This is a genomic window from Mesorhizobium sp. M1307 (assembly GCF_040318155.1).
Classification (GTDB): Bacteria; Pseudomonadota; Alphaproteobacteria; order Rhizobiales; family Rhizobiaceae; genus Mesorhizobium.
On record NZ_JAMYLR010000002.1, the window covers coordinates 280,464 to 298,544 of the forward strand.

The window sequence follows — 18,081 nt, forward strand, 5'->3', positions numbered from 1 at the left end:
CTAAAGCCGCCCCAGCCTTTCCAGCAACAGCGCGAAAAACGCATCATGGTCGATGTCGCGCATCACCATGGCGTTCTTCGGCCGTTTGGTCACCCCCCACCAGTCGATCACCGTCATGCCCATGGTGAGCTCCGAGGCGGTTTCCACGCTGACATTGCAGTTGCGACCCTTGAACAGCTTCGGCTTCAGCAGATACGCGATCACGCAAGGATCGTGCAGCGGGCCGCCGTCGGTACCGTATTTCTCCTCGTCGAAACGTTCGAAGAATTCCAGCATGTCCGCGGTGGCCGTGCCGACCCTGGTGCCGAGCTTACGGAAGGCCTTCGTGCGCTTGGCGGTGGTCAGCGCCTTGTGGGTAACGTCGAGCGGCATCATCACGATCGGAATGCCGGATTTGAACACGACATCGGCAGCATGCGGGTCGACATAGATGTTGAACTCGGCGGTCGGCGTGACGTTGCCGCCCTCGAAGAAGCCGCCGCCCATCAGCACGATTTCCTTGATGCGCGGCGCGATTTTCGGCTCGCGGATCAGCGCCAGCGCAACGTTGGTGAGCGGCCCGAGCGCGCAAAGCGTGATCGTGCCGCTCTCCTCCCTCATCAGCGTCTCGACGATGAAATCGACCCCATACTCTTCCTGCAGTTTCATCTTTGGTTCGGGCAGTTGCGGCCCGTTGAGGCCGGTCTTGCCATGCACTTCCTCGGCGGTGACCAGTTCGCGCGCCAGCGGCCGGATGGCGCCTGCATAGACCTTGACGTCCGGCCGGCCGGCCAGCTCGCAGATCTTGCGGGCGTTTTTTTCGGTAAGTTTCAACGGCACGTTGCCGGCCACCGCGGTGATGCCGACGATCTCCAGCTCGGCGCTGCCGAGCGCCAGCAATATGGCGACGGCATCGTCCTGGCCGGGGTCAGTGTCGATGATGATCCTGCGGGATTGGGGCATTTCAATTCCTTGTTTTGGCAAGTCTTTTTGGGCGGGACGTGTGACGGCTTGAAGTCTGCCGGGCGGCGGACCATATCAAGACCATCGGGAAAAATGCCATCCGGGTTTTTCCACTTTATGTCGCTCTTGAGAGGACACTGTAACATGAGCCGAATGACGCCTTTTTCCAGCCCGCTTCTCCTCGGTTTTGATTCCATGGAAAAGACGCTGGAGCGCTTGGCAAAGTCCGGTGACAGCTATCCTCCCTACAACATCGAGCGCCTCAGCGGTGCCGACGGCAAAACCGAAAGGCTGCGTATCACGCTCGCCGTCGCCGGTTTCGCGGAAAACGATCTCGATGTCACAACGGAGGAGAACCAGTTGGTCGTGCGGGGCCGTCAGAACGACGACACCGAGCGCGAATTTCTCCACCGCGGCATCGCCGCGCGCCAGTTCCAGCGCTGTTTCGTGCTGGCCGACGGCATGCGGGTGATTGCGGCGGAATTGAAGAATGGCCTTCTGTCGATCGATCTCGATCGGCCGGAATCCGAACGGCTGGTACGAAAAATAAACATATCGGTGAAAGACTGATTTTTGCCGATAGCTCTCATGCGGGATGGCCTTGAGCGGCGTCTCGCGGCAAGGAGGCTTGAAATGACCAGAACTAACGAGAATATCATCATGACCAGCGGCGAATTCGCCCATCTCGGCGAAGGTTCGGTCGCCTATCTCAGGAAAGTGTCGAGCGACGATCTGCGCGGCCGTTTCCCGGGCCTCGGCGAAATCGCGCCGGGTCTGGAACTGTGGGCCCTGTTTGCCGCTAATGGCCAGCCGATCCTGCTTTCGGACGCTCGCGACCGGGCACTGGCTGGCGCGCTGGAAAACGATCTGACCCCGGTCGCTATCCACTAACGTCGCTATCCACCAACATTGGCGCCATCAACTGACAAATATGGCGCAGCGATCTGGCTGGAAACAGACAGGGCCGCTCACGGCGGCCCTTCAACGGATTTAATCAAAACCTCAAGCGGCGTGCGAGGCCTGCGTGTCCGACAGCAGCGCATGGATGGCCACGGCGTCGCGCGTGCCCCTGATCTTGGCAACCGTGTCGGCGTCGCGCAGCACCCGCGCGATGCGCGACAGCGCCTTGAGGTGGTCGGCGCCGGCACCTTCGGGAGCCAAAAGCAGAAACACCAGGTCGACCGGCTGATCATCGAGGGCCTCGAAGTCCACCGGTGTCTCCAGCCGGGCAAAAACGCCGGCAATCCGCTTCACCCCAGCCAGCTTGCCGTGCGGAATGGCGATGCCGTTGCCGACGCCGGTGGAGCCGAGCCGCTCGCGTTGCAGGATGGTGTCGAACACCTCTCGCTCCGGAATCCCGGAAATCGCCGCCGCCCTTTCGGACAGCAATTGCAGCAGCTGCTTTTTGGAGTTCGCCTTCAACGCCGGCATGATTGCCGGAACGCTGACGAGATCGCTCAGATCCATGCTTGAAATCCCTTGTTCGCCTGCCGTCGCCAGTCCCCACGCTCGCGTGCGGCTGGTCTTTACCCCTGCGCGACCTTGGCCGTGGACGGGTCGATCCAGCCGATATTCCCGTCCGGCCGGCGATAGACGATGTTGAGATGGTCGTTTCCGGCATTGCGGAAGACCAGGACCGGGCTGTCCTTGGTGTCGAGTTCGATCACCGCTGACGCCACCGACATGGTCCGCAGCGTCATGGTCGATTCGGCGACGATGGCCGGCGCGAAATTCTCCGGTATGTCCTCCTCGTCGTCGGCAAGCGGCGCCATCACCGTATAGGCGACGTCGGTGAGCTCGCCGTTGCTATTGCCCGAATTGTGCGACTTCAGCCGGCGCTTGTAGCGCCTGAGGCGCGTTTCCAGACGGTCTGCCGCGGTATCGAAGGCAAGCGTTGGATCCTGGGCATCGCCGGTCGCCTGCAGCGAAGCACCGGAGTCCAGCCGGATCATGCAATCGGCCGTGTAGCGCGACCCCGATTTGACGACTACGATTTGCCCTGAAAAGCCCCGATCGAAATATTTCCCGATCACTTCCCCGACACGGTCGTTGATGCGCGTACGGAACGCATCGCCGATATCCATGTGTTTTCCCGATATGCGCAGTGTCATCTGAAAACTGACCTTCCTTGCTCAGGCTTCAAACTGTCCCGAGTTTATACTCGTGGTCCGCGCGCACAAGCTTTTGCGGCGTCACTTGCGCCGATTTTAGATCCGAACTTTCCGGTTGATCACAAGCCGCCTTCTTGGCCGTCCCGTGGCCTACGTCGTGACGGACCATCTCTCGTGCGGGCATCGGCGAACTCAAATCCACTCGCCAGCCCGTCTCATGCGGGCGGGCTTCTAGCCACTTCGTCGCCGCTTGTCAATGAAGGGCGAAAGCTGTGGAAATTCCGCCGGAGATCAACGGCCGGCGCTGGCCAAAGCGCGTTTTTCGCGCCGCCGCTGCACCGAAGAGGGTATGTTCATGCCTTCCCGGTATTTGGCCACCGTGCGCCTGGCGATGTCGACGCCGCTTTCCCGCAGCATGTCCACGATGGCATCGTCGGAAAGCACATCGATGGCTTTCTCCTCGTCGATCAGCTGCTTTATGCGGTCGCGCACCGCTTCCGACGAATGCGCATCGCTGCCACCTGACGAAGCGATCGAGGCGGTGAAGAAATAGCGCAGCTCGAACACACCGCGCGGCGTCAGCATGTATTTGTTTGCCGTGACCCGGCTGACCGTTGATTCGTGCATGCCGATGGCGTCCGCCACCGTGCGCAGGTTGAGCGGCTTCAGGTGCCGCACGCCGTGGACGAGAAAAGCGTCCTGCTGGCGCACGATCTCAGAGGCCACCTTGAGAATGGTCTTCGCCCGCTGGTCGAGGCTGCGCGTGAGCCAGTTGGCGTTCTGCAGGCATTCGGCAAGGAAATCCTTTTCCGCCTGGTTTTTCGCATGTGGCGTGACCTGGGCGAAATAGATGTGATCGACCAGCACGCGCGGCAGCGTCTCGGCATTGAGCTCGACCGTCCAGCTGCCGTCATTGGCTGCACGCACCTCGACGTCGGCCACGATCGCATCGCTGGCACCGCGCGAAAACGCCATTCCCGGCCGCGGGTCGAGCGCCCGGATCTCGGCCAGCATGTCGAGCAGATCCTCCTCGTCGACGCCGCAAATCCGCTTCAGCGTCTGGAAATCGCGCCGTGCCAGGAGTTCGAGATTGGCGATCAGCGCCTTCATCGCCGGATCGAGCCGGTCACGCACGGCAAGCTGCAGCAACAGGCATTCGGCGAGGTCGCGGGCGAAGATGCCGGCGGGCTCGAATGTCTGGCAGACCGCCAGGACCGTTGCCACCGCCGTGGCGTCCGTGCCGAGGCGGGCGGCGATCTCGGCCATGTCGGCACGCATGTAGCCGGCCTCGTCGAGGCCGTCGGCAAGCTCGCCGGCGATCAGGCGCGCCGCCGGATCGGCAAAGGCGAGCGCCACCTGCTCGCCGACATGGTCGCGCAGCGTGATGGCCGCCGCCGCCATATCCGCGACGTCGAAGCCGTCGGAGGAAGAGGTGGAACCGTTGCCGGACGCCGATTTCCATTGTGCCGTCAGGTCGGGCCCGAGCCGCTCGCTCGTACCAGGATCGTCAGGAAACAGGTTTTCCAGCGACGTATCGAGCTTTTCCGAGATCGCCTCGGCGCTCCACGCCGTTTCCGCCTCGAACCAGTCACCGTCGGCAGCCGGTTCCGATGCGGCGTCGCCCTTCTGCGCCTGGTCGCTGGCGGCGTCCTCCTGCGGTTCGGCGCGTTCCAGCAGGGGATTGCGTTCGATCTCGTCGTCGATGAAGCGTTCCAGCTCGAGATGGGTGAACTGCAGCAGGCGGATCGACTGCATCAGCTGCGGCGTCATCACCAGCGACTGCGACTGTCGTAGCTGTAGTTTTGCCGCCAACGCCATGGTTCGGTTTCAAACGCTCCGTCTACGCACCCGCACTGCTGGAAGGAATTTTCCAGGCCAGCATAGAAACTGGCCCGGCTTTTGCTTGTCAAGGCGAGGAGCGGTAAAACTCGCCTGCCGGCGCCTTTTCAGGCAGAAAATTGAAGAAAAAGCTGCTGGACTACGCCGGAAATCCCGCTCGAGCCGGAATTTCGCACTTAGAGTGTAAATCCCTCGCCGAGATAAAGCCGCCGCACATCGGCATTTGCGACCACTTCGTCGGCTCGACCATGGGTCAGCACCTGGCCGGCATGGATGATGTAGGCGCGGTCGATCAGGCCAAGTGTCTCGCGGACATTGTGGTCGGTGATCAGCACGCCGATGCCACGTGCCGTCAAGTGGCGCACGAGCTGCTGGATGTCGGCGACGGCGATCGGGTCGATGCCGGCGAACGGTTCGTCGAGCAACATGTAGGCGGGGCGGGTTGCCAAGGCGCGGGCAATTTCGAGGCGTCGCCGCTCACCGCCGGAGAGTGACAGCGACGGAGCCTTGCGCAGATGGCTGATGTGAAATTCCTCGAGCAATTCGTCGAGCAGGCGCTCACGCTCCTTGCGGCTCTTTTCGACCACTTCGAGCACGGCCCGGATGTTTTGTTCGACATTCAGGCCGCGAAAAATCGAGGCTTCCTGCGGCAGATAGCCGATGCCGAGACGGGCGCGGCGATACATCGGCATCGACGTGACGTCGAAACCGTCGATTTCGATCGTGCCTTCATCGACCGGCACCAGGCCGGTTACCATGTAGAAACAGGTCGTCTTGCCGGCGCCGTTGGGGCCGAGCAGCCCAACCGCCTCGCCGGCGCGCACGCCCAGCGTCACGCCGCTGACGACTTTGCGACCCTTGTAGCTTTTGGTCAGCCCCTTGGCGATCAAGGTTCCCTTGAACTTTGCCGCTTCGACGGTGACCCTGGCCGGTGCCGCAAGTTTGCTGGCGGCGCGCCCTGGAAGACGCGCCAGCAGCGACGATATACCGGTCATCAGGGTTTCGCTGCTCCAGACTTCGCCGGCGGCGTGATCGACATCATGACGCGGCCGCCGCAAGCGTCGACCTGGGCAAGGCCGCTCTTCATCTGCACGGTAAGCTTGCAGCCGACAAGCACGTTGTCGCCTTGCGAGAGCACGACCTTGCTGCCCGAAAGCACCAGCACTTCGGTCTTCATGTCGAAGGTGCCGCGGTCGCCGGTAGCAACCTGATTGTCCGATTTGATGTAGACCTTATCGTCGACCTCGAGATGGTCGATGTTGGCGGATCCGGTCATTGCCGCGGCACCCGCGGGCTGGGCGCCTTTAGCGGCGCCTGCATCCCTGACGTAATAGACCGTCATTTTGCCGGCCTTGAGCACGGTTGGACCCTGGACGACGTTGACGTTGCCGGTGAAGACGGCGACGCTTTCCGCCTGGCGCACCTCGAGCTTGTCGCTTTCGATCTGGATAGGCTTGTCGCCCGACAGCCTGAGGCCGGACATTTGGCTGGTGGCACTGGATTGCGCCAGCGACGGCGCCGTCCCGAAGGTCAGCCCCAAGGGCAACCCAAGCGTCAACGCCGAAATCGCGGCGAGGCGCCGTGCCGAACTACTGAACCGCATTGGTCTCTCCGCTCTTTGCCTCTGCCGCCTTCAAACTGGCGGGATCGATGTCGACGCGCACCTTGTTCTCGAAAACCAGGACCTTGCCATTGTCCTGGACCGACATCGAATCCGCCCTGATCCGCGACCCGCCGCGGCTGACATCGACGGGCTCGCTTGTCTTCATAGTGCCTTCGCCCATGTCGAGATAGACTGATTTGAATTTTGCCACCACACCATCCGTGGTCGACACGGTCACATCGCTGGTCAGGCTGAGCGTGTTGCCGTCGCGATCATAGGTGCCGTGCGTGGCATCGATGGCGGCCGTGTTGTCGGCCGCAATCGGCAGCTTGGCCTTGATGCCCTCCAGATCGATGATGCCTTGTTTGCTGACATCCTGTATGGCGCGCAGGGCTGTCATCGAATAGGGCAGGTTCTGTTTGGTGAAGCCGTTGAGCTTGGGGTTGGCCATCACCAGCTTGCCATCGGCAAAGGCGCCGCCGTCGGCCTGCACCTCGATTGCAGCGGGAGCCATGAGATAGGAATAGACAGGAAACGCGACCGCAATCACGGCAGCGACCAGCGGAACGGCCAGCTTGAGGACACGGACCCGGCGCGAATGACGCTGTGCAACGTCAAACGCGTCGACCCGCGCCCGGCCTGCGGCCTTGGGAGCCAACTCCGTCTCGGTGTTGGTCGGTTCGATTGGTCCCGCTAACATGACTGCTTCTTCTAAACCCCTGCCCGCCAGGCCGCCCTATAGGTGGGGTGCCGGCGCCCTCAAGCAAGCACAAGCCGAGGAAAACCGCAAAAATGTGACAGCCGCCCCTGTACAATGAAAATGGCCCCAGCGCAGCCTGTACCTCATACCAGATATGGGCGCACAGTGTTAGAGCCCGTGGAACGTGACAGGTTGAGGTTTGCCGCGAATGCCTAACGGCCTTTGGCGCAAGGCCGTCAGGAAACGGTAGCCGGGCGCGAATGGTTGCTTTAAAAGCATCTGCTCCCACCGACTACGAGGCTGACCATGGCATTGAGAGCCGACGACCTGATCGACCGCCGCCGCTTGCGCCGCAAGCTGACATTCTGGCGTGTTGCGGCGATTATCGTCGCAGCAGCGGGACTGATCGCCTTCTCGGCATGGATCTATGGTGACGACTTCACCGGCGCGGCTGTCGACCACATCGCCAAGGTCAAGATCGAAGGTACCATCACCGAAGACGAAGAACTGGTCAAGCGGCTGGAGGCAATCCGTCAGTCGCCGCGCGTCAAGGCTGTGATCCTGTCGATCGATTCACCCGGCGGCACCACCGTCGGTGGCGAATCGATCTATGAGGCAGTGCGCAAGCTCGCCGCCGACAAGCCGGTGGTGGCCGAGGTCGGCACGCTCGCGGCTTCGGCGGGCTACATGATCGCCACTGCGGCCGACCATATTGTCGCACGCAAATCGTCGATCGTCGGCTCGATCGGCGTGCTGATCCAGTACCCGGATGTCAGCGGCCTCATGGACAAGCTCGGCGTCAAGCTGGAGGAGGTGAAATCCTCGCCCTTGAAGGCCTCGCCTTCTCCCTTCAAGCCGACCAATGACGATGAGCGCGCCATGGTCCGCAAGCTCATCCTCGACAGCTACGACTGGTTCGTCGGCATCGTCGCCGAGCGCCGCAACATGACCAAGCCGGAGGTGCTGGCGCTCGCAGACGGGTCGATCTTCACCGGCCGGCAGGCGGTCACCAACAGATTGATCGACGCGGTCGGCGGCGAGGCCGAAGCAATCGACTGGCTTGCAGGCAAGGGTGTCGATGCCAAGCTCAAGGTGGTGGAATGGAAGGACACGGAAAAACGCGGCGGTTTCCTGTTCTCCAAAGCGATGGCGCAGACCGTCGGTGCTGCGCTTGGCCTGGCCGGCCATGACGGCGACGTCCTTCACGAAATTGGAGCGGACCGCTTGTTTCTTGACGGTCTCGTTTCCGTCTGGCACCCTTGAGGAACCGCTTGGGACGAGTGAAAAACCAAATAAAATCATTCTGATAATTTCGGCGGCACTGCTTTTACGGGGAGCCTTTTCATGATCAAATCCGAACTTGTGCAGATCATCGCCACGCGTAATCCGCATCTTTTCCTGCGCGACGTCGAAAACATTGTCAGCGCCATCTTCGATGAAATCACCGACGCGCTTGCCGAGGGCAACCGGGTCGAGTTGCGCGGCTTCGGCGCGTTTTCGGTGAAAAATCGTCCTGCCCGCACCGGCCGCAACCCGCGCACCGGCGAATCCGTAGAGGTCGAGGAGAAATGGGTACCGTTCTTCAAGACCGGCAAGGAATTGCGTGAAAGGCTGAACGGAGGCAAATAGGCGCGGCGCCCGCCACCGCTGGTGCCTTTGCTTCCGAACGGAAAAACATGTTCAATCGCTTCATTCTCATCGTGGTTTTCGTGCCGCTGGCCGTCATCCTGATTGCGCTGGCCGTCGCCAACCGCGAACCGGTGGCCTTCACACTCGATCCGTTCAATCCCGGCAATCCGGCGCTGACGCTGACCATGCCGCTCTTCATTTTCCTGTTCCTGGCGCTGGCCATCGGCATGATCGTCGGCAGCCTGGCGACCTGGATCAAGCAGGGCCGCTACCGCAAGCTGGCGCGCCAGCGCGGCGCCGAGGCCGAGAACCTGCGCCAGGCGGTCAGCCGCGCGCCTGCCGCGTCGCAGAGCCCAGCCTTGCCGAAGCCGACGAACTGAGCCGCGGCTCGGGCCTGAAGCACAACCGGCCCAGTTCTCCACGGAGCCTTTCATGCTGACCATTTCCGCCGCCGAGGTCGACCGCGCGCTGACCTTTTCCGGGCTGGTCGAGACGTTGCGCGCCGCCTTTCGCGATGGCGCCGTGCAGCCGGTCAGGCACCATCACACGGTCGAGCGGCCCGATGGCGCCGCCTCGACGCTGCTTTTGATGCCGGCCTGGACGGACTTCAACGCAGCCGGCACCTCGGCCGATGGCCATATCGGCGTCAAGATCGTCACCGTGTCGCCCGACAACAATGCCGTCGGCAAGCCCGCGGTGATGGGGCTTTACCTCTTGCTCGACGGCACCACCGGCGAACCGCAGGCATTGATCGATGGCCAGCGGCTGACACAGTGGCGCACTGCCTGTGCCTCGGCGCTGGCCGCCTCCTATCTGGCCCGCGAGGACGCATCGCGGCTGCTGGTGGTCGGCGCCGGCGCGCTGTCGCCATTCCTTGCAAAGGCGCATTCGGCGGTGCGTCCGATCAAGAACATCCGCATCTGGAACCGCACGCCGGCGAATGCCGAAAAGGTCGCGGCAAAATTGCGTGCCGAGGGTTTTGCAGCCGAAGCCGCAGGCGATCTCGACGCCGAACTCGGAAAGGCCGATATCGTATCGTCGGCGACCATCACCACCACGCCACTGATCAGGGGCGCCCTCTTGAAGCCCGGAGCCCATGTCGATCTGGTCGGCGGCTTCACGCCGGCGATGCGCGAAAGCGACGACGACGCGATCGTACGCGCCCGCGTCTATGTCGACACCCGCGCCGGCGCCACCAAGGAAGCCGGTGACATCGTCCAGCCGCTGGCCTCCGGCGTGTTGAAGCCGGAAGCCATCGTCGCCGACCTTTATGAACTCACGCGCGGCCAGAAAAAAGGCCGGCAGAACGACGACGAGATCACGCTGTTCAAGTCGGTCGGCGCAGCCCTCGAGGACCTCGCCGCCGGCATTGCCGTGTATCGCGCAAGCGTAGGGCAGTAGGGCAGTTGGGCAGTTGGGCAGTTGGGCAGTTGGGCAGTTGGGCAGTTGGAAACTGTACTGATCGTGCGGCGCCGCGCCAGCTATATTTCCTGTCACGTACTGCCCTACTGCCCTACTGCCTTACTGCCTTACTCCCTTTGCCAATAAACCCGCAGCCGGTGGTTGTCCGGATCGAGCGCGACGAAGGTGCGGCCGAAATCCATGTCGGTCGGCGTCTGCAGAATTTTCAGCCCGCGGCCGGACCACTCGGCATGGGTGGCGTCGACGGCGCCAGGCGTATCCAGCGCAAAGACGATCTCGGCGCCACCGCCTGCTGCCGCGGCGGCCGGTTCCACGGTGTGACGCGACCAGAGGCCGAGCTTGAAGTCGTTGTCGAGCACGAACAGCACGAAGGTCGGCGAGGTCTCGACCGGTTGCCGCCCAAGCAGCGCGCTGTAGAAGGCGCCGCTTTGCTCAGGCTTGTCGACATAGAGGATGACGAAATTGGGCGGTGTCATGAATTGCTCTCCAGATGGTTTCGACTGGAGGAGCATAGCGTATGCCACTGCCAGATTCTGGCAGCAGTCTCAACTGAGCAGCAGCCTTAGCTTAGCGTGTCGAGCGTCGCCCGCCATTCTTTGAGCAGCACCTGACGGCGGCGCGGATAGCGCATCTCGGTGGCATTGAGGCCGGATATCCGGTCGGCGCGAAAGTGCCTGAAATCCTGGCGCATCTCGCACCAGGCCGCGACGACGCGCACCTTGTCGAAGAAGCCGAGTGCGAACGGCCAGACGGTGCGCTCGGAGGCAGCGCCGCCGGCGTCGCGATAGACAAAGCTCAGCTTGCGCTCCTCGCGGATGGCCTGCCGCACCACGCCGAGATCGATGCCTTCGGTGACCTCGGTGCGCGACCCGACCAGCAGCGTCGAGGCATCGAGCTCTTCGCGCAAATCGTCCGGCAGCACCGCCGCGATCTTGGCCAGCGCGTCGGTGGCGGCGTTCGCAAGCCGCCAGTCCGGCTGCTTGGCCACCCAGCGCGAACCGAGCACGATCGCCTCGATCTCCTCATCGGTGAACATCAAGGGCGGCAACATGAAACCGGGCCTGAGCACGTAACCCAACCCCGCCTCGCCCTCGATCGGCGCGCCCTGCCCCTGCAGCGTGGCGATATCGCGATAGAGCGTGCGGATCGACACACCCATTTCGCCCGCAAGGCTGCGGCCGCTGACCGGCCGGCGATGCCGGCGCAGGATCTGGATCAGGTCGAGCAGGCGTTCAGCACGGGACATGAATCATGACCTAGTTTCAATCACGATAGAGCCCCAGCACTTTCGGCGGCAAGCGACATGGTGGCGGACGGGAACGTCTGCGCCCCGACGCCGTTGTCTCGCCATTATGGATATACGCGGGTTCCTGTTGTTCTGGTCGGTTTTGACCGCAATCGTCGCTGCGCTCAGCCTCGGACCATCCTTCGCCCATGTGCTGGAATCGGTGCCGCGGCTGACCAGATGGCCGCCTTCGCTCTGGCGTGAAACCACTGTCTTCAACGCTCAGTTCCAATTCTTCGCGATTGTCGGCGCACCGCTGGACGTGGCCGCGATCGCCTGTCCGGGGCTTCTCGCCTGGATGCTGCGCAGCGACCGCCCGGCATTCTGGTGGATTTTGGCCGCCACCGTGCTTTATCTGATGGCCCTCGTGGCGTGGTTTACCCTGGTCAAACCGGCAAACGATGTCCTGGCCACCTGGGTGCCTGGACCGATCCCGGACAATTTCGAAAGTATCCGGAGCCGCTGGGAAACCGGCCATATGGTCGTCACCGGCTTCAAGGCCGTTGGTTTCATAACGCTCGCAGTCGGCCTGCTGTCGATCAGGCGCGGCTGATCCGGTTGCACACGTCGGCAGCCCTTTTGTTGCGCCGGTCAATGTGCTGTGGCAGAAGCGGCGAGCCGCCTTCCGGAGATGCGCCTTCTTGAAACCTTTTCGCGACAAACGCCGCGACAGCCGCCCGCCCGCGAAGGGCGGGGCGGAGCAGCCGCGGCGGCGCGACGCCGGCCTGACCGCCGGTTCGGAGCCTAAACTGCAGGACCGGTCCGAGCCGAAAGCCGCGCCGCGCCCTCTATCCCGCCGCGATGGCGCGCTGCCTGCCGAACATCTGCCGCTGATCCTCGAGGTCGGCCCCAATCAGGACTACGCGCTGCTCGACAGCGGCGCCGGAGAAAAACTCGAGCAATACGGCCCCTACCGCATCGTACGGCCGGAGGGCCAGGCGATCTGGCAAAAGGCTTTGCCGGCCAGGGACTGGGAGCGCGCCGACGCCATTTTCACCGGCGATACCGACGAGGAAGGCATCGGCCGCTGGCGCTTCCCCAAGACGCCGCTCGGCGAGACCTGGCCGATGAAGCATGACGGCATAGATTATCTCGGCCGCTTCACTTCGTTTCGCCATGTCGGCGTCTTTCCCGAGCAGGCCTCGCACTGGGACCACATGGCCGGACTGATCGCGGCGGCAAAACGGCCGGTGAAGGTGTTGAACCTGTTCGGTTACACCGGCCTTGCCTCCTTGGTGGCGGCGCGTGCCGGCGCCGAGGTCACCCACGTCGATGCTTCCAAGAAGGCGATCGGCTGGGCGCGCGAAAACCAGGAAATGGCGGGCTTGTCGCAAAAGCCGATCCGCTGGATCGTCGACGATGCCGTGAAATTCGCCGAGCGCGAGGAGCGCCGCGGCAGCCGCTACGACATCATCCTGTTCGACCCGCCCGCCTATGGCCGCGGACCGAAGGGCGAGGTCTGGCAGCTGTTCGAGGACCTGCCGGCGCTGACCGATATCTGCCGCGCGATCCTGACGCCGAAGCCGCTCGCCGTGGTACTGACCGCCTATTCGATCCGCGCCTCTTTTTTCGCTATCCATGCCCTGATGCGCGACACCTTCGCCGGCATGGGCGGCACGGTCGAGTCGGGTGAATTGATCATCCGCGAGAAATCTGCCGGTCGGGCGCTTTCGACCTCGCTGTTCTCACGCTGGGTGGCCTAAATGAGTGCGTACGAACGGCACGCGGGCGCGCCAGGGCAGGTGAAGGAAGTCACCAGCCTCGCCAACCCGCTGGTCAAGGACATCAAGGCGCTCGCGCTGAAGAAATTCCGTGACCAGCAGAATGCCTTCATGGCCGAAGGCCTGAAGCTGGTCATCGACGCGCTCGATCTCGGCTGGTCGATCAGGACATTGGTCTTCGCCAAGGCCGGACGTGGCAATACGGCGGTTGAAAAGATCGCGGCGCGCACGGTCGCCGCCGGCGGCACCGTCCTTGAAGTTTCGGAAAAAGTGCTGGTCGCCATCACCCGCCGCGACAATCCGCAAATGGTCGTCGGCGTGTTCTCGCAGAAATTCCTGCCGTTGAAGGACATCCGCGCCCGTGACGGCGACGTGTGGGTGGCGCTCGACCGCGTCCGCGACCCCGGCAATCTCGGCACCGTCATCCGCACGGTCGACGCTGTCGGGGCCAGGGGCGTCATCTTGGTCGGCGAGACCACCGATCCCTTTTCGGTCGAAACGGTGCGCGCCACCATGGGCTCGATTTTCGCCGTGCAGGTGGCCAAGGCGTCGCCCGAAGCTTTTCTCGCCTGGCGAACGAGCTTTCCCGGCCTCGTCGCCGGCACCCATCTGAAGGGTGCGGTCGACTACCGCTCGGTCGATTTTTCAAAAGGCCCGGTGCTTTTGATGATGGGTAACGAGCAGCAAGGCCTGCCTGACGAGCTTGCCGCAAGCTGCGACAAACTGCTGCGGATACCGCAGGCCGGCCGCGCCGATTCGCTCAACCTTGCGGTGGCCACCGGCGTCATGCTGTTCGAGATCCGGCGCGGCGCGCTGAAGCTCGGCCCGGAGGACGCCAGATCGTGACATCTCAAACCGTGAAACTGCAAACCATGAACTCCTGGAGGCCGTATGCTCTTCTGGTCGTCGCCGCGATAGCGCTCGACCAGTGGGTGAAATACCTAGTCGAAACCGGTCTTGCCTTTCAGGAACGGCTCGACCTGCTTCCGTTCCTGGCGCTGTACCGCACCTACAACACCGGCATCGCGTTCTCGCTGTTTTCGTCCTTCGGCGACACCGGCCTGGTGGTCGTCGCGGTTGTGGTGGTCGCTTTCGTGCTCTATCTTGCGGCCCGCACGCCGCCGGGCCACCTGCTTGCCCGCATCGGCTTCGCGCTGATCGTCGGCGGCGCGCTCGGCAATCTGATCGACCGCGCTATCTACGGTCATGTCATCGACTATATTCTGTTTCACACGCCGGTCTGGTCCTTCGCGATCTTCAACCTCGCCGATGCCTTCATTTCGGTCGGTGCCGTGCTGGTCGTCTTCGATGAGCTCATTGGCTGGCGGCGCGGAGCGTCGAGCGATTGACCTCACTCGCCTGGCGCCGCACATTCTGATCTGCAAGCCCGAGGAGAAAAAATGCCCGAAACCTTCAAAGCCATCCTCGTTTCGCGCGACGCCGAGAAAAACCAGTCGGTCGCGGTGACCGAGCTTACCGAGGCAGACCTGATGGAGGGCGACGTCACCGTCGCGGTCGAGGCGACGACTGTCAACTACAAGGACGGCCTTGCGATTGCCGGCAAGGCGCCGGTAATCCGCCGCTGGCCGCTGGTGCCGGGCATCGATTTCGCCGGCACCGTCATCTCGTCTTCCAATCCTGGCTGGCGCAAGGGTGACAAGGTCATATTGAACGGCTGGGGCGTCGGCGAGACGCATTTCGGCGCCTTTGCAGGGCGCGCCCGCGTCAAGGGCGACTGGCTGGTGCCGCTGCCGGACGGCATGAGCCCGCATGATGCGATGGCGGTCGGCACCGCCGGCTACACCGCCATGCTTTGCGTCATCGCATTGGAGCGGCACGGCATCGTGCCCGACCGCGGCCCGGTGGTGGTGACCGGCGCTGCCGGTGGCGTCGGCTCGGTCGCGGTCTCGATCCTGTCCAGCCTCGGCTATCACGTCATCGCCTCGACCGGCCGCGCTGCCGAAAGCCCCTATCTGATCGACCTTGGCGCCGCGGAAGTGATTTCACGCGACGAGCTCGCCCAGCCGGCAAAACCGCTCGCCAAGGAACGCTGGGCCGGCGGCGTCGATGCGGTCGGCAGTCACACGCTGGCCAACGTTCTGTCGATGACCTCCTATGGCGGCGCCGTCGCCGCTTGCGGCCTCGCCGGCGGCATGGACCTGCCGGCAAGCGTCGCCCCCTTCATCCTGCGCGGCGTCTCGCTGCTCGGCATCGATTCGGTGATGGCGCCGAAGGCGGTCCGCCTCGAGGCCTGGCGCCGCATCGGCGCCGATCTCGACCACGCAAAGCTTGCCAACCTGTCGACGAGCATCGGCTTCGACGGCATCATCGGCGCCGCGCATGACATCGTCGAGGGTAAGATCCGCGGCCGCGTGGTGGTGGATATGTGAGCCCCCAAGGGACAAAAAGAGCGCGACCGCTAAAATTCGAGCGATCAACCACAACCTTCGATAAGCTCTGTCTGGCAGGATTTCCGTATGATTGCGGAACCCGGCTTCAGAGAGGCGGAACCAGCCGAACGGGCCGATGGGACGGCCCCCGCGGCGCCAGGACGGCAGCTTGTCGCCGCGCCACCGCTGGCGCCGGAACTGCCGGCCTCCAACCGCGAAGGCCTGCCCTTCCTGACGCTCGTCGCCATCGTCGTGCTGGCAGGCTTTTCGCATCTGACCGGGGCGCCGATCTTCATCACCATCGGCCTTTTGGCGACAGCCATCGCCGGGCTCGCCATGCATCTGCGCAACAGGCGCACCGAGCGCCGCGCGGTGGCCCTGCTCGATGCCACGACCGCCCGCAGCCGCGCCGAAATCGAGACGCTGGCCGACCGCATGTGGGAGATGCAGGAGAGCGAGGAGCGCTTTCGCGGGCTGATCGATGCACTCGGCGATCTCGTCGTCCATCGTGACCGCGACGGCCACATTGTCTACGCCAACAAGGTTTTCGCCGACCTTGTCGAAACCGACCAGCGCGACCTTGCCGGCAAGACCCTGGCCGAACTAGGCATCGATGTCGGCATCGTCCCCGACGCCGCGTTTTCCGACCATGAATGCCTGAGTTCCACCGACGTCGCCATTTGCACGCCGGACGGCCCACGCTGGTTCTCTTGGATCGAGCTGTCGGTGCGCGACAAGGACAGCGGCGCCGTTTCGCATCGCGCCATCGCCCGCGACATCACCGCTCGCAAGCGCGCCGAATCCTCGCTGATCACCGCCCGCGAGCGGGCCGAATATGCGAGCCAGGCCAAATCGCGCTTCCTCGCCACCGTCAGCCACGAGATCCGCACGCCGATGAACGGCATCATGGGCATGGCCCGGCTTCTCGCCGACACCAGCCTTTCGCCCGAGCAGCGGACCTATGTCGGCGCCATCTCGACCTCGGCCAGCGCGCTGCTGGCGCTGATCGAGGACCTGCTCGACTACTCCAAGATCGAGGCCGGCCGCTTCGATCCCGAACCGCAGCCAATGTCGGTGCGCGAGATCGCCGACAATGTCATCGAGCTTTTGGCGGCGCGGGCTTTTGCCAAGGATATCGGCCTCGGCTGTCATGTCGAACCCGACGTGCCGCAGCTGATCACCGCCGACCCCGGCAGGGTCAGGCAGGTGCTGCTCAATCTCATCGGCAACGCCGTCAAGTTCACCGACAGCGGCGGCGTCCTGGCAAGCATCGCTCGCGTCCGCACCGAAACCACCGACCGCATCCGCTTCACCATCACCGACACCGGCCCCGGCCTGCGCGAGGAGGACATGGAGCGCATATTCGAGGACTTCGAACAGGCTGACGGCACCTCGACCCGTGCGCATGGCGGTGCCGGCCTCGGTCTCGCCATTTCCAAGCGCCTGGTGACCGCCATGGGCGGCGCTATCTCGGTGTCGAGCCGGCTTGGCCAGGGGTCCGAATTCGTCTTCGATATTCCCGCTATTTCCGCCGTCGAGGCGCCGCAGATCCGCCAGGACGCGCTGTCGGGCCGGCATGCGGTGATCGTGTCGAAGAACCTGGTCGAGGCCGAAGCCCTCGCCCGCACCATTCGCGCCAATGGCGGCACGGTCGATCTGGCCACCGCCGCCGCCCAGGCCACCGCTTTCGCCGAGGGCTGTGACGTGCTTCTGATCGATGCTGCCATGGAGCAAAGCGACGGCAGGCTGCTCAGGCGCCTGCGCCAGAGCGGATTTGCCGATTGCGAGGCAGTGACGCTGATCGCGCCGACCGACCGCGGCATGCTTGGCGAGTTCCGTGCCAACGGTTACGCCACCTTCCTGGCGAGGCCGGTGCGCGGCGAGACACTGCTGCGCGTGCTTTTGACCAGCCATGCACCGGTCATCGCCGAGCCGCAACTGCAAAGGCGCGGCGCGCAGGCGGGGCACGCCATTGGCGCCCGCCAGCAGGGCCTGTCGGTGCTGATCGCCGAGGACAACGACATCAACGCCATGCTGGCCCGCGCCACGCTGCTGAAGGCCGGGCATCGCGTGAAAGTGGTCGGCAACGGCAAGGCCGCGGTCGAGGCGGTCATCAGCACCGGCCACAAGCACCGCTACGACGTGGTGCTGATGGACTTGCACATGCCTGTCATGGACGGTCTGGACGCCATCGCCGCCATCCGCCGCCATGAGGAGGAGACCGCGGTGCCGCCGGTGCCGATCATGGTGCTGTCGGCCGACAGCCAGGAAAAGACCCGCCACGCCGTGCTCGCTCACGGTGCCAGCGGCTTCGTCACCAAGCCGCTCGACCCCGATGCCCTGGTTCATGCGGTCGAAGGGCAAGCGGCCGCCTGAGGCACAACATAGACGGTTGATAGATTACCCAGCCGACGAAGTATTGCCCGCAGAGGCGTATCA

The 18,081-nt window shown here is 63.7% G+C and carries 21 protein-coding genes; 12 read left to right on the top strand and 9 right to left on the bottom strand.

The window, feature by feature from the left end; genetic code table 11:
• Complete coding sequence (locus NKH16_RS05440; protein ID WP_352742190.1) at positions 1 to 942, bottom strand: nucleoside hydrolase; 942 nt, start codon at positions 940 to 942, stop codon at positions 1 to 3.
• A gap of 144 nt (positions 943 to 1,086) precedes the next feature.
• Between NKH16_RS05440 and NKH16_RS05445 the strand changes: the two genes are divergently transcribed.
• On the top strand, positions 1,087 to 1,512 hold the full coding sequence (locus NKH16_RS05445; RefSeq protein ID WP_352742192.1) for an Hsp20 family protein: 426 nt from the start codon (positions 1,087 to 1,089) through the stop codon (positions 1,510 to 1,512).
• Between the two features lie 63 nt (positions 1,513 to 1,575).
• Positions 1,576 to 1,833: a BQ00720 family protein gene (locus NKH16_RS05450; RefSeq protein WP_023675269.1), complete on the top strand. Its 258-nt coding sequence runs from the start codon at positions 1,576 to 1,578 to the stop codon at positions 1,831 to 1,833.
• A 111-nt stretch (positions 1,834 to 1,944) separates the two neighbouring features.
• Here the strand turns inward: NKH16_RS05450 and ptsN are convergent, their stop codons facing one another.
• The 6 genes from ptsN to lptC all read right to left on the bottom strand — a co-directional run bounded on the left by ptsN (position 1,945) and on the right by lptC (position 7,195).
• The gene (ptsN, locus tag NKH16_RS05455) at positions 1,945 to 2,409 is read right to left on the bottom strand and encodes a PTS IIA-like nitrogen regulatory protein PtsN (protein WP_023675268.1); all 465 of its coding nucleotides are present in this window, start codon (positions 2,407 to 2,409) and stop codon (positions 1,945 to 1,947) included.
• Positions 2,410 to 2,468: 59 nt separating this feature from the next.
• Positions 2,469 to 3,053, bottom strand: a complete 585-nt coding sequence (gene hpf / locus NKH16_RS05460; RefSeq protein WP_023675267.1) for a ribosome hibernation-promoting factor, HPF/YfiA family — start codon at positions 3,051 to 3,053, stop codon at positions 2,469 to 2,471.
• Between the two features lie 291 nt (positions 3,054 to 3,344).
• Positions 3,345 to 4,871 carry an RNA polymerase factor sigma-54 gene (gene rpoN, locus NKH16_RS05465; RefSeq protein ID WP_352898594.1) on the bottom strand — a complete coding sequence of 509 codons (1,527 nt, stop codon included), beginning with the start codon at positions 4,869 to 4,871 and terminating at the stop codon, positions 3,345 to 3,347.
• A 197-nt stretch (positions 4,872 to 5,068) separates the two neighbouring features.
• Positions 5,069 to 5,887 (bottom strand): LPS export ABC transporter ATP-binding protein, encoded by an 819-nt coding sequence (gene lptB, locus NKH16_RS05470; protein WP_292664962.1) that lies wholly within the window; start codon positions 5,885 to 5,887, stop codon positions 5,069 to 5,071.
• Entirely contained in the window at positions 5,887 to 6,495 is a 609-nt protein-coding gene (locus NKH16_RS05475) for an LptA/OstA family protein (RefSeq protein WP_292664963.1), read from the bottom strand. Before NKH16_RS05475 ends, lptB begins: the two co-directional genes overlap by 1 nt.
• Entirely contained in the window at positions 6,482 to 7,195 is a 714-nt protein-coding gene (gene lptC / locus NKH16_RS05480) for an LPS export ABC transporter periplasmic protein LptC (RefSeq protein ID WP_352469430.1), read from the bottom strand. The genes NKH16_RS05475 and lptC overlap by 14 nt, the downstream gene beginning before the upstream one ends.
• A 306-nt stretch (positions 7,196 to 7,501) precedes the next feature.
• On the opposite strand from lptC, the gene sppA reads away from it, so the two are divergent.
• The 4 genes from sppA (at position 7,502) to lhpI (ending at position 10,225) form a co-directional block, all read left to right on the top strand.
• Complete coding sequence (gene sppA, locus NKH16_RS05485) at positions 7,502 to 8,458, top strand: signal peptide peptidase SppA (protein WP_352742194.1); 957 nt, start codon at positions 7,502 to 7,504, stop codon at positions 8,456 to 8,458.
• A gap of 81 nt (positions 8,459 to 8,539) precedes the next feature.
• The gene (locus tag NKH16_RS05490) at positions 8,540 to 8,824 is read left to right on the top strand and encodes an integration host factor subunit beta (RefSeq protein ID WP_023675261.1); all 285 of its coding nucleotides are present in this window, start codon (positions 8,540 to 8,542) and stop codon (positions 8,822 to 8,824) included.
• A 47-nt stretch (positions 8,825 to 8,871) separates the two neighbouring features.
• Positions 8,872 to 9,204, top strand: a complete 333-nt coding sequence (locus NKH16_RS05495; protein ID WP_352742196.1) for a LapA family protein — start codon at positions 8,872 to 8,874, stop codon at positions 9,202 to 9,204.
• A gap of 52 nt (positions 9,205 to 9,256) precedes the next feature.
• The gene (gene lhpI / locus NKH16_RS05500) at positions 9,257 to 10,225 is read left to right on the top strand and encodes a bifunctional Delta(1)-pyrroline-2-carboxylate/Delta(1)-piperideine-2-carboxylate reductase (RefSeq protein ID WP_352742198.1); all 969 of its coding nucleotides are present in this window, start codon (positions 9,257 to 9,259) and stop codon (positions 10,223 to 10,225) included.
• A gap of 128 nt (positions 10,226 to 10,353) precedes the next feature.
• Here lhpI and NKH16_RS05505 read toward each other — a convergent pair whose 3' ends face one another.
• Entirely contained in the window at positions 10,354 to 10,722 is a 369-nt protein-coding gene (locus tag NKH16_RS05505) for a VOC family protein (protein WP_352742199.1), read from the bottom strand.
• Positions 10,723 to 10,808: 86 nt separating this feature from the next.
• Positions 10,809 to 11,492: a helix-turn-helix transcriptional regulator gene (locus NKH16_RS05510; protein ID WP_352742201.1), complete on the bottom strand. Its 684-nt coding sequence runs from the start codon at positions 11,490 to 11,492 to the stop codon at positions 10,809 to 10,811.
• A gap of 106 nt (positions 11,493 to 11,598) precedes the next feature.
• Between NKH16_RS05510 and NKH16_RS05515 the strand changes: the two genes are divergently transcribed.
• The 6 genes from NKH16_RS05515 to NKH16_RS05540 all read left to right on the top strand — a co-directional run bounded on the left by NKH16_RS05515 (position 11,599) and on the right by NKH16_RS05540 (position 18,018).
• Positions 11,599 to 12,084: an anthrone oxygenase family protein gene (locus tag NKH16_RS05515; RefSeq protein WP_352742203.1), complete on the top strand. Its 486-nt coding sequence runs from the start codon at positions 11,599 to 11,601 to the stop codon at positions 12,082 to 12,084.
• 88 nt (positions 12,085 to 12,172) lie between these two features.
• Positions 12,173 to 13,234: an RsmD family RNA methyltransferase gene (locus tag NKH16_RS05520; RefSeq protein ID WP_352453977.1), complete on the top strand. Its 1,062-nt coding sequence runs from the start codon at positions 12,173 to 12,175 to the stop codon at positions 13,232 to 13,234.
• Positions 13,235 to 14,098 (top strand): TrmH family RNA methyltransferase, encoded by an 864-nt coding sequence (locus tag NKH16_RS05525; protein ID WP_352742205.1) that lies wholly within the window; start codon positions 13,235 to 13,237, stop codon positions 14,096 to 14,098.
• A gap of 26 nt (positions 14,099 to 14,124) precedes the next feature.
• Positions 14,125 to 14,601, top strand: a complete 477-nt coding sequence (gene lspA, locus NKH16_RS05530) for a signal peptidase II (protein ID WP_352742244.1) — start codon at positions 14,125 to 14,127, stop codon at positions 14,599 to 14,601.
• A gap of 51 nt (positions 14,602 to 14,652) precedes the next feature.
• Positions 14,653 to 15,642: an acrylyl-CoA reductase (NADPH) gene (acuI, locus tag NKH16_RS05535; protein ID WP_352742207.1), complete on the top strand. Its 990-nt coding sequence runs from the start codon at positions 14,653 to 14,655 to the stop codon at positions 15,640 to 15,642.
• Positions 15,643 to 15,729: 87 nt separating this feature from the next.
• A complete protein-coding gene (locus NKH16_RS05540) occupies positions 15,730 to 18,018 on the top strand; it encodes a hybrid sensor histidine kinase/response regulator (RefSeq protein ID WP_352898601.1) in 2,289 nt (762 codons plus the stop codon).
• The last annotated feature ends 63 nt before the right edge of the window (positions 18,019 to 18,081 follow it).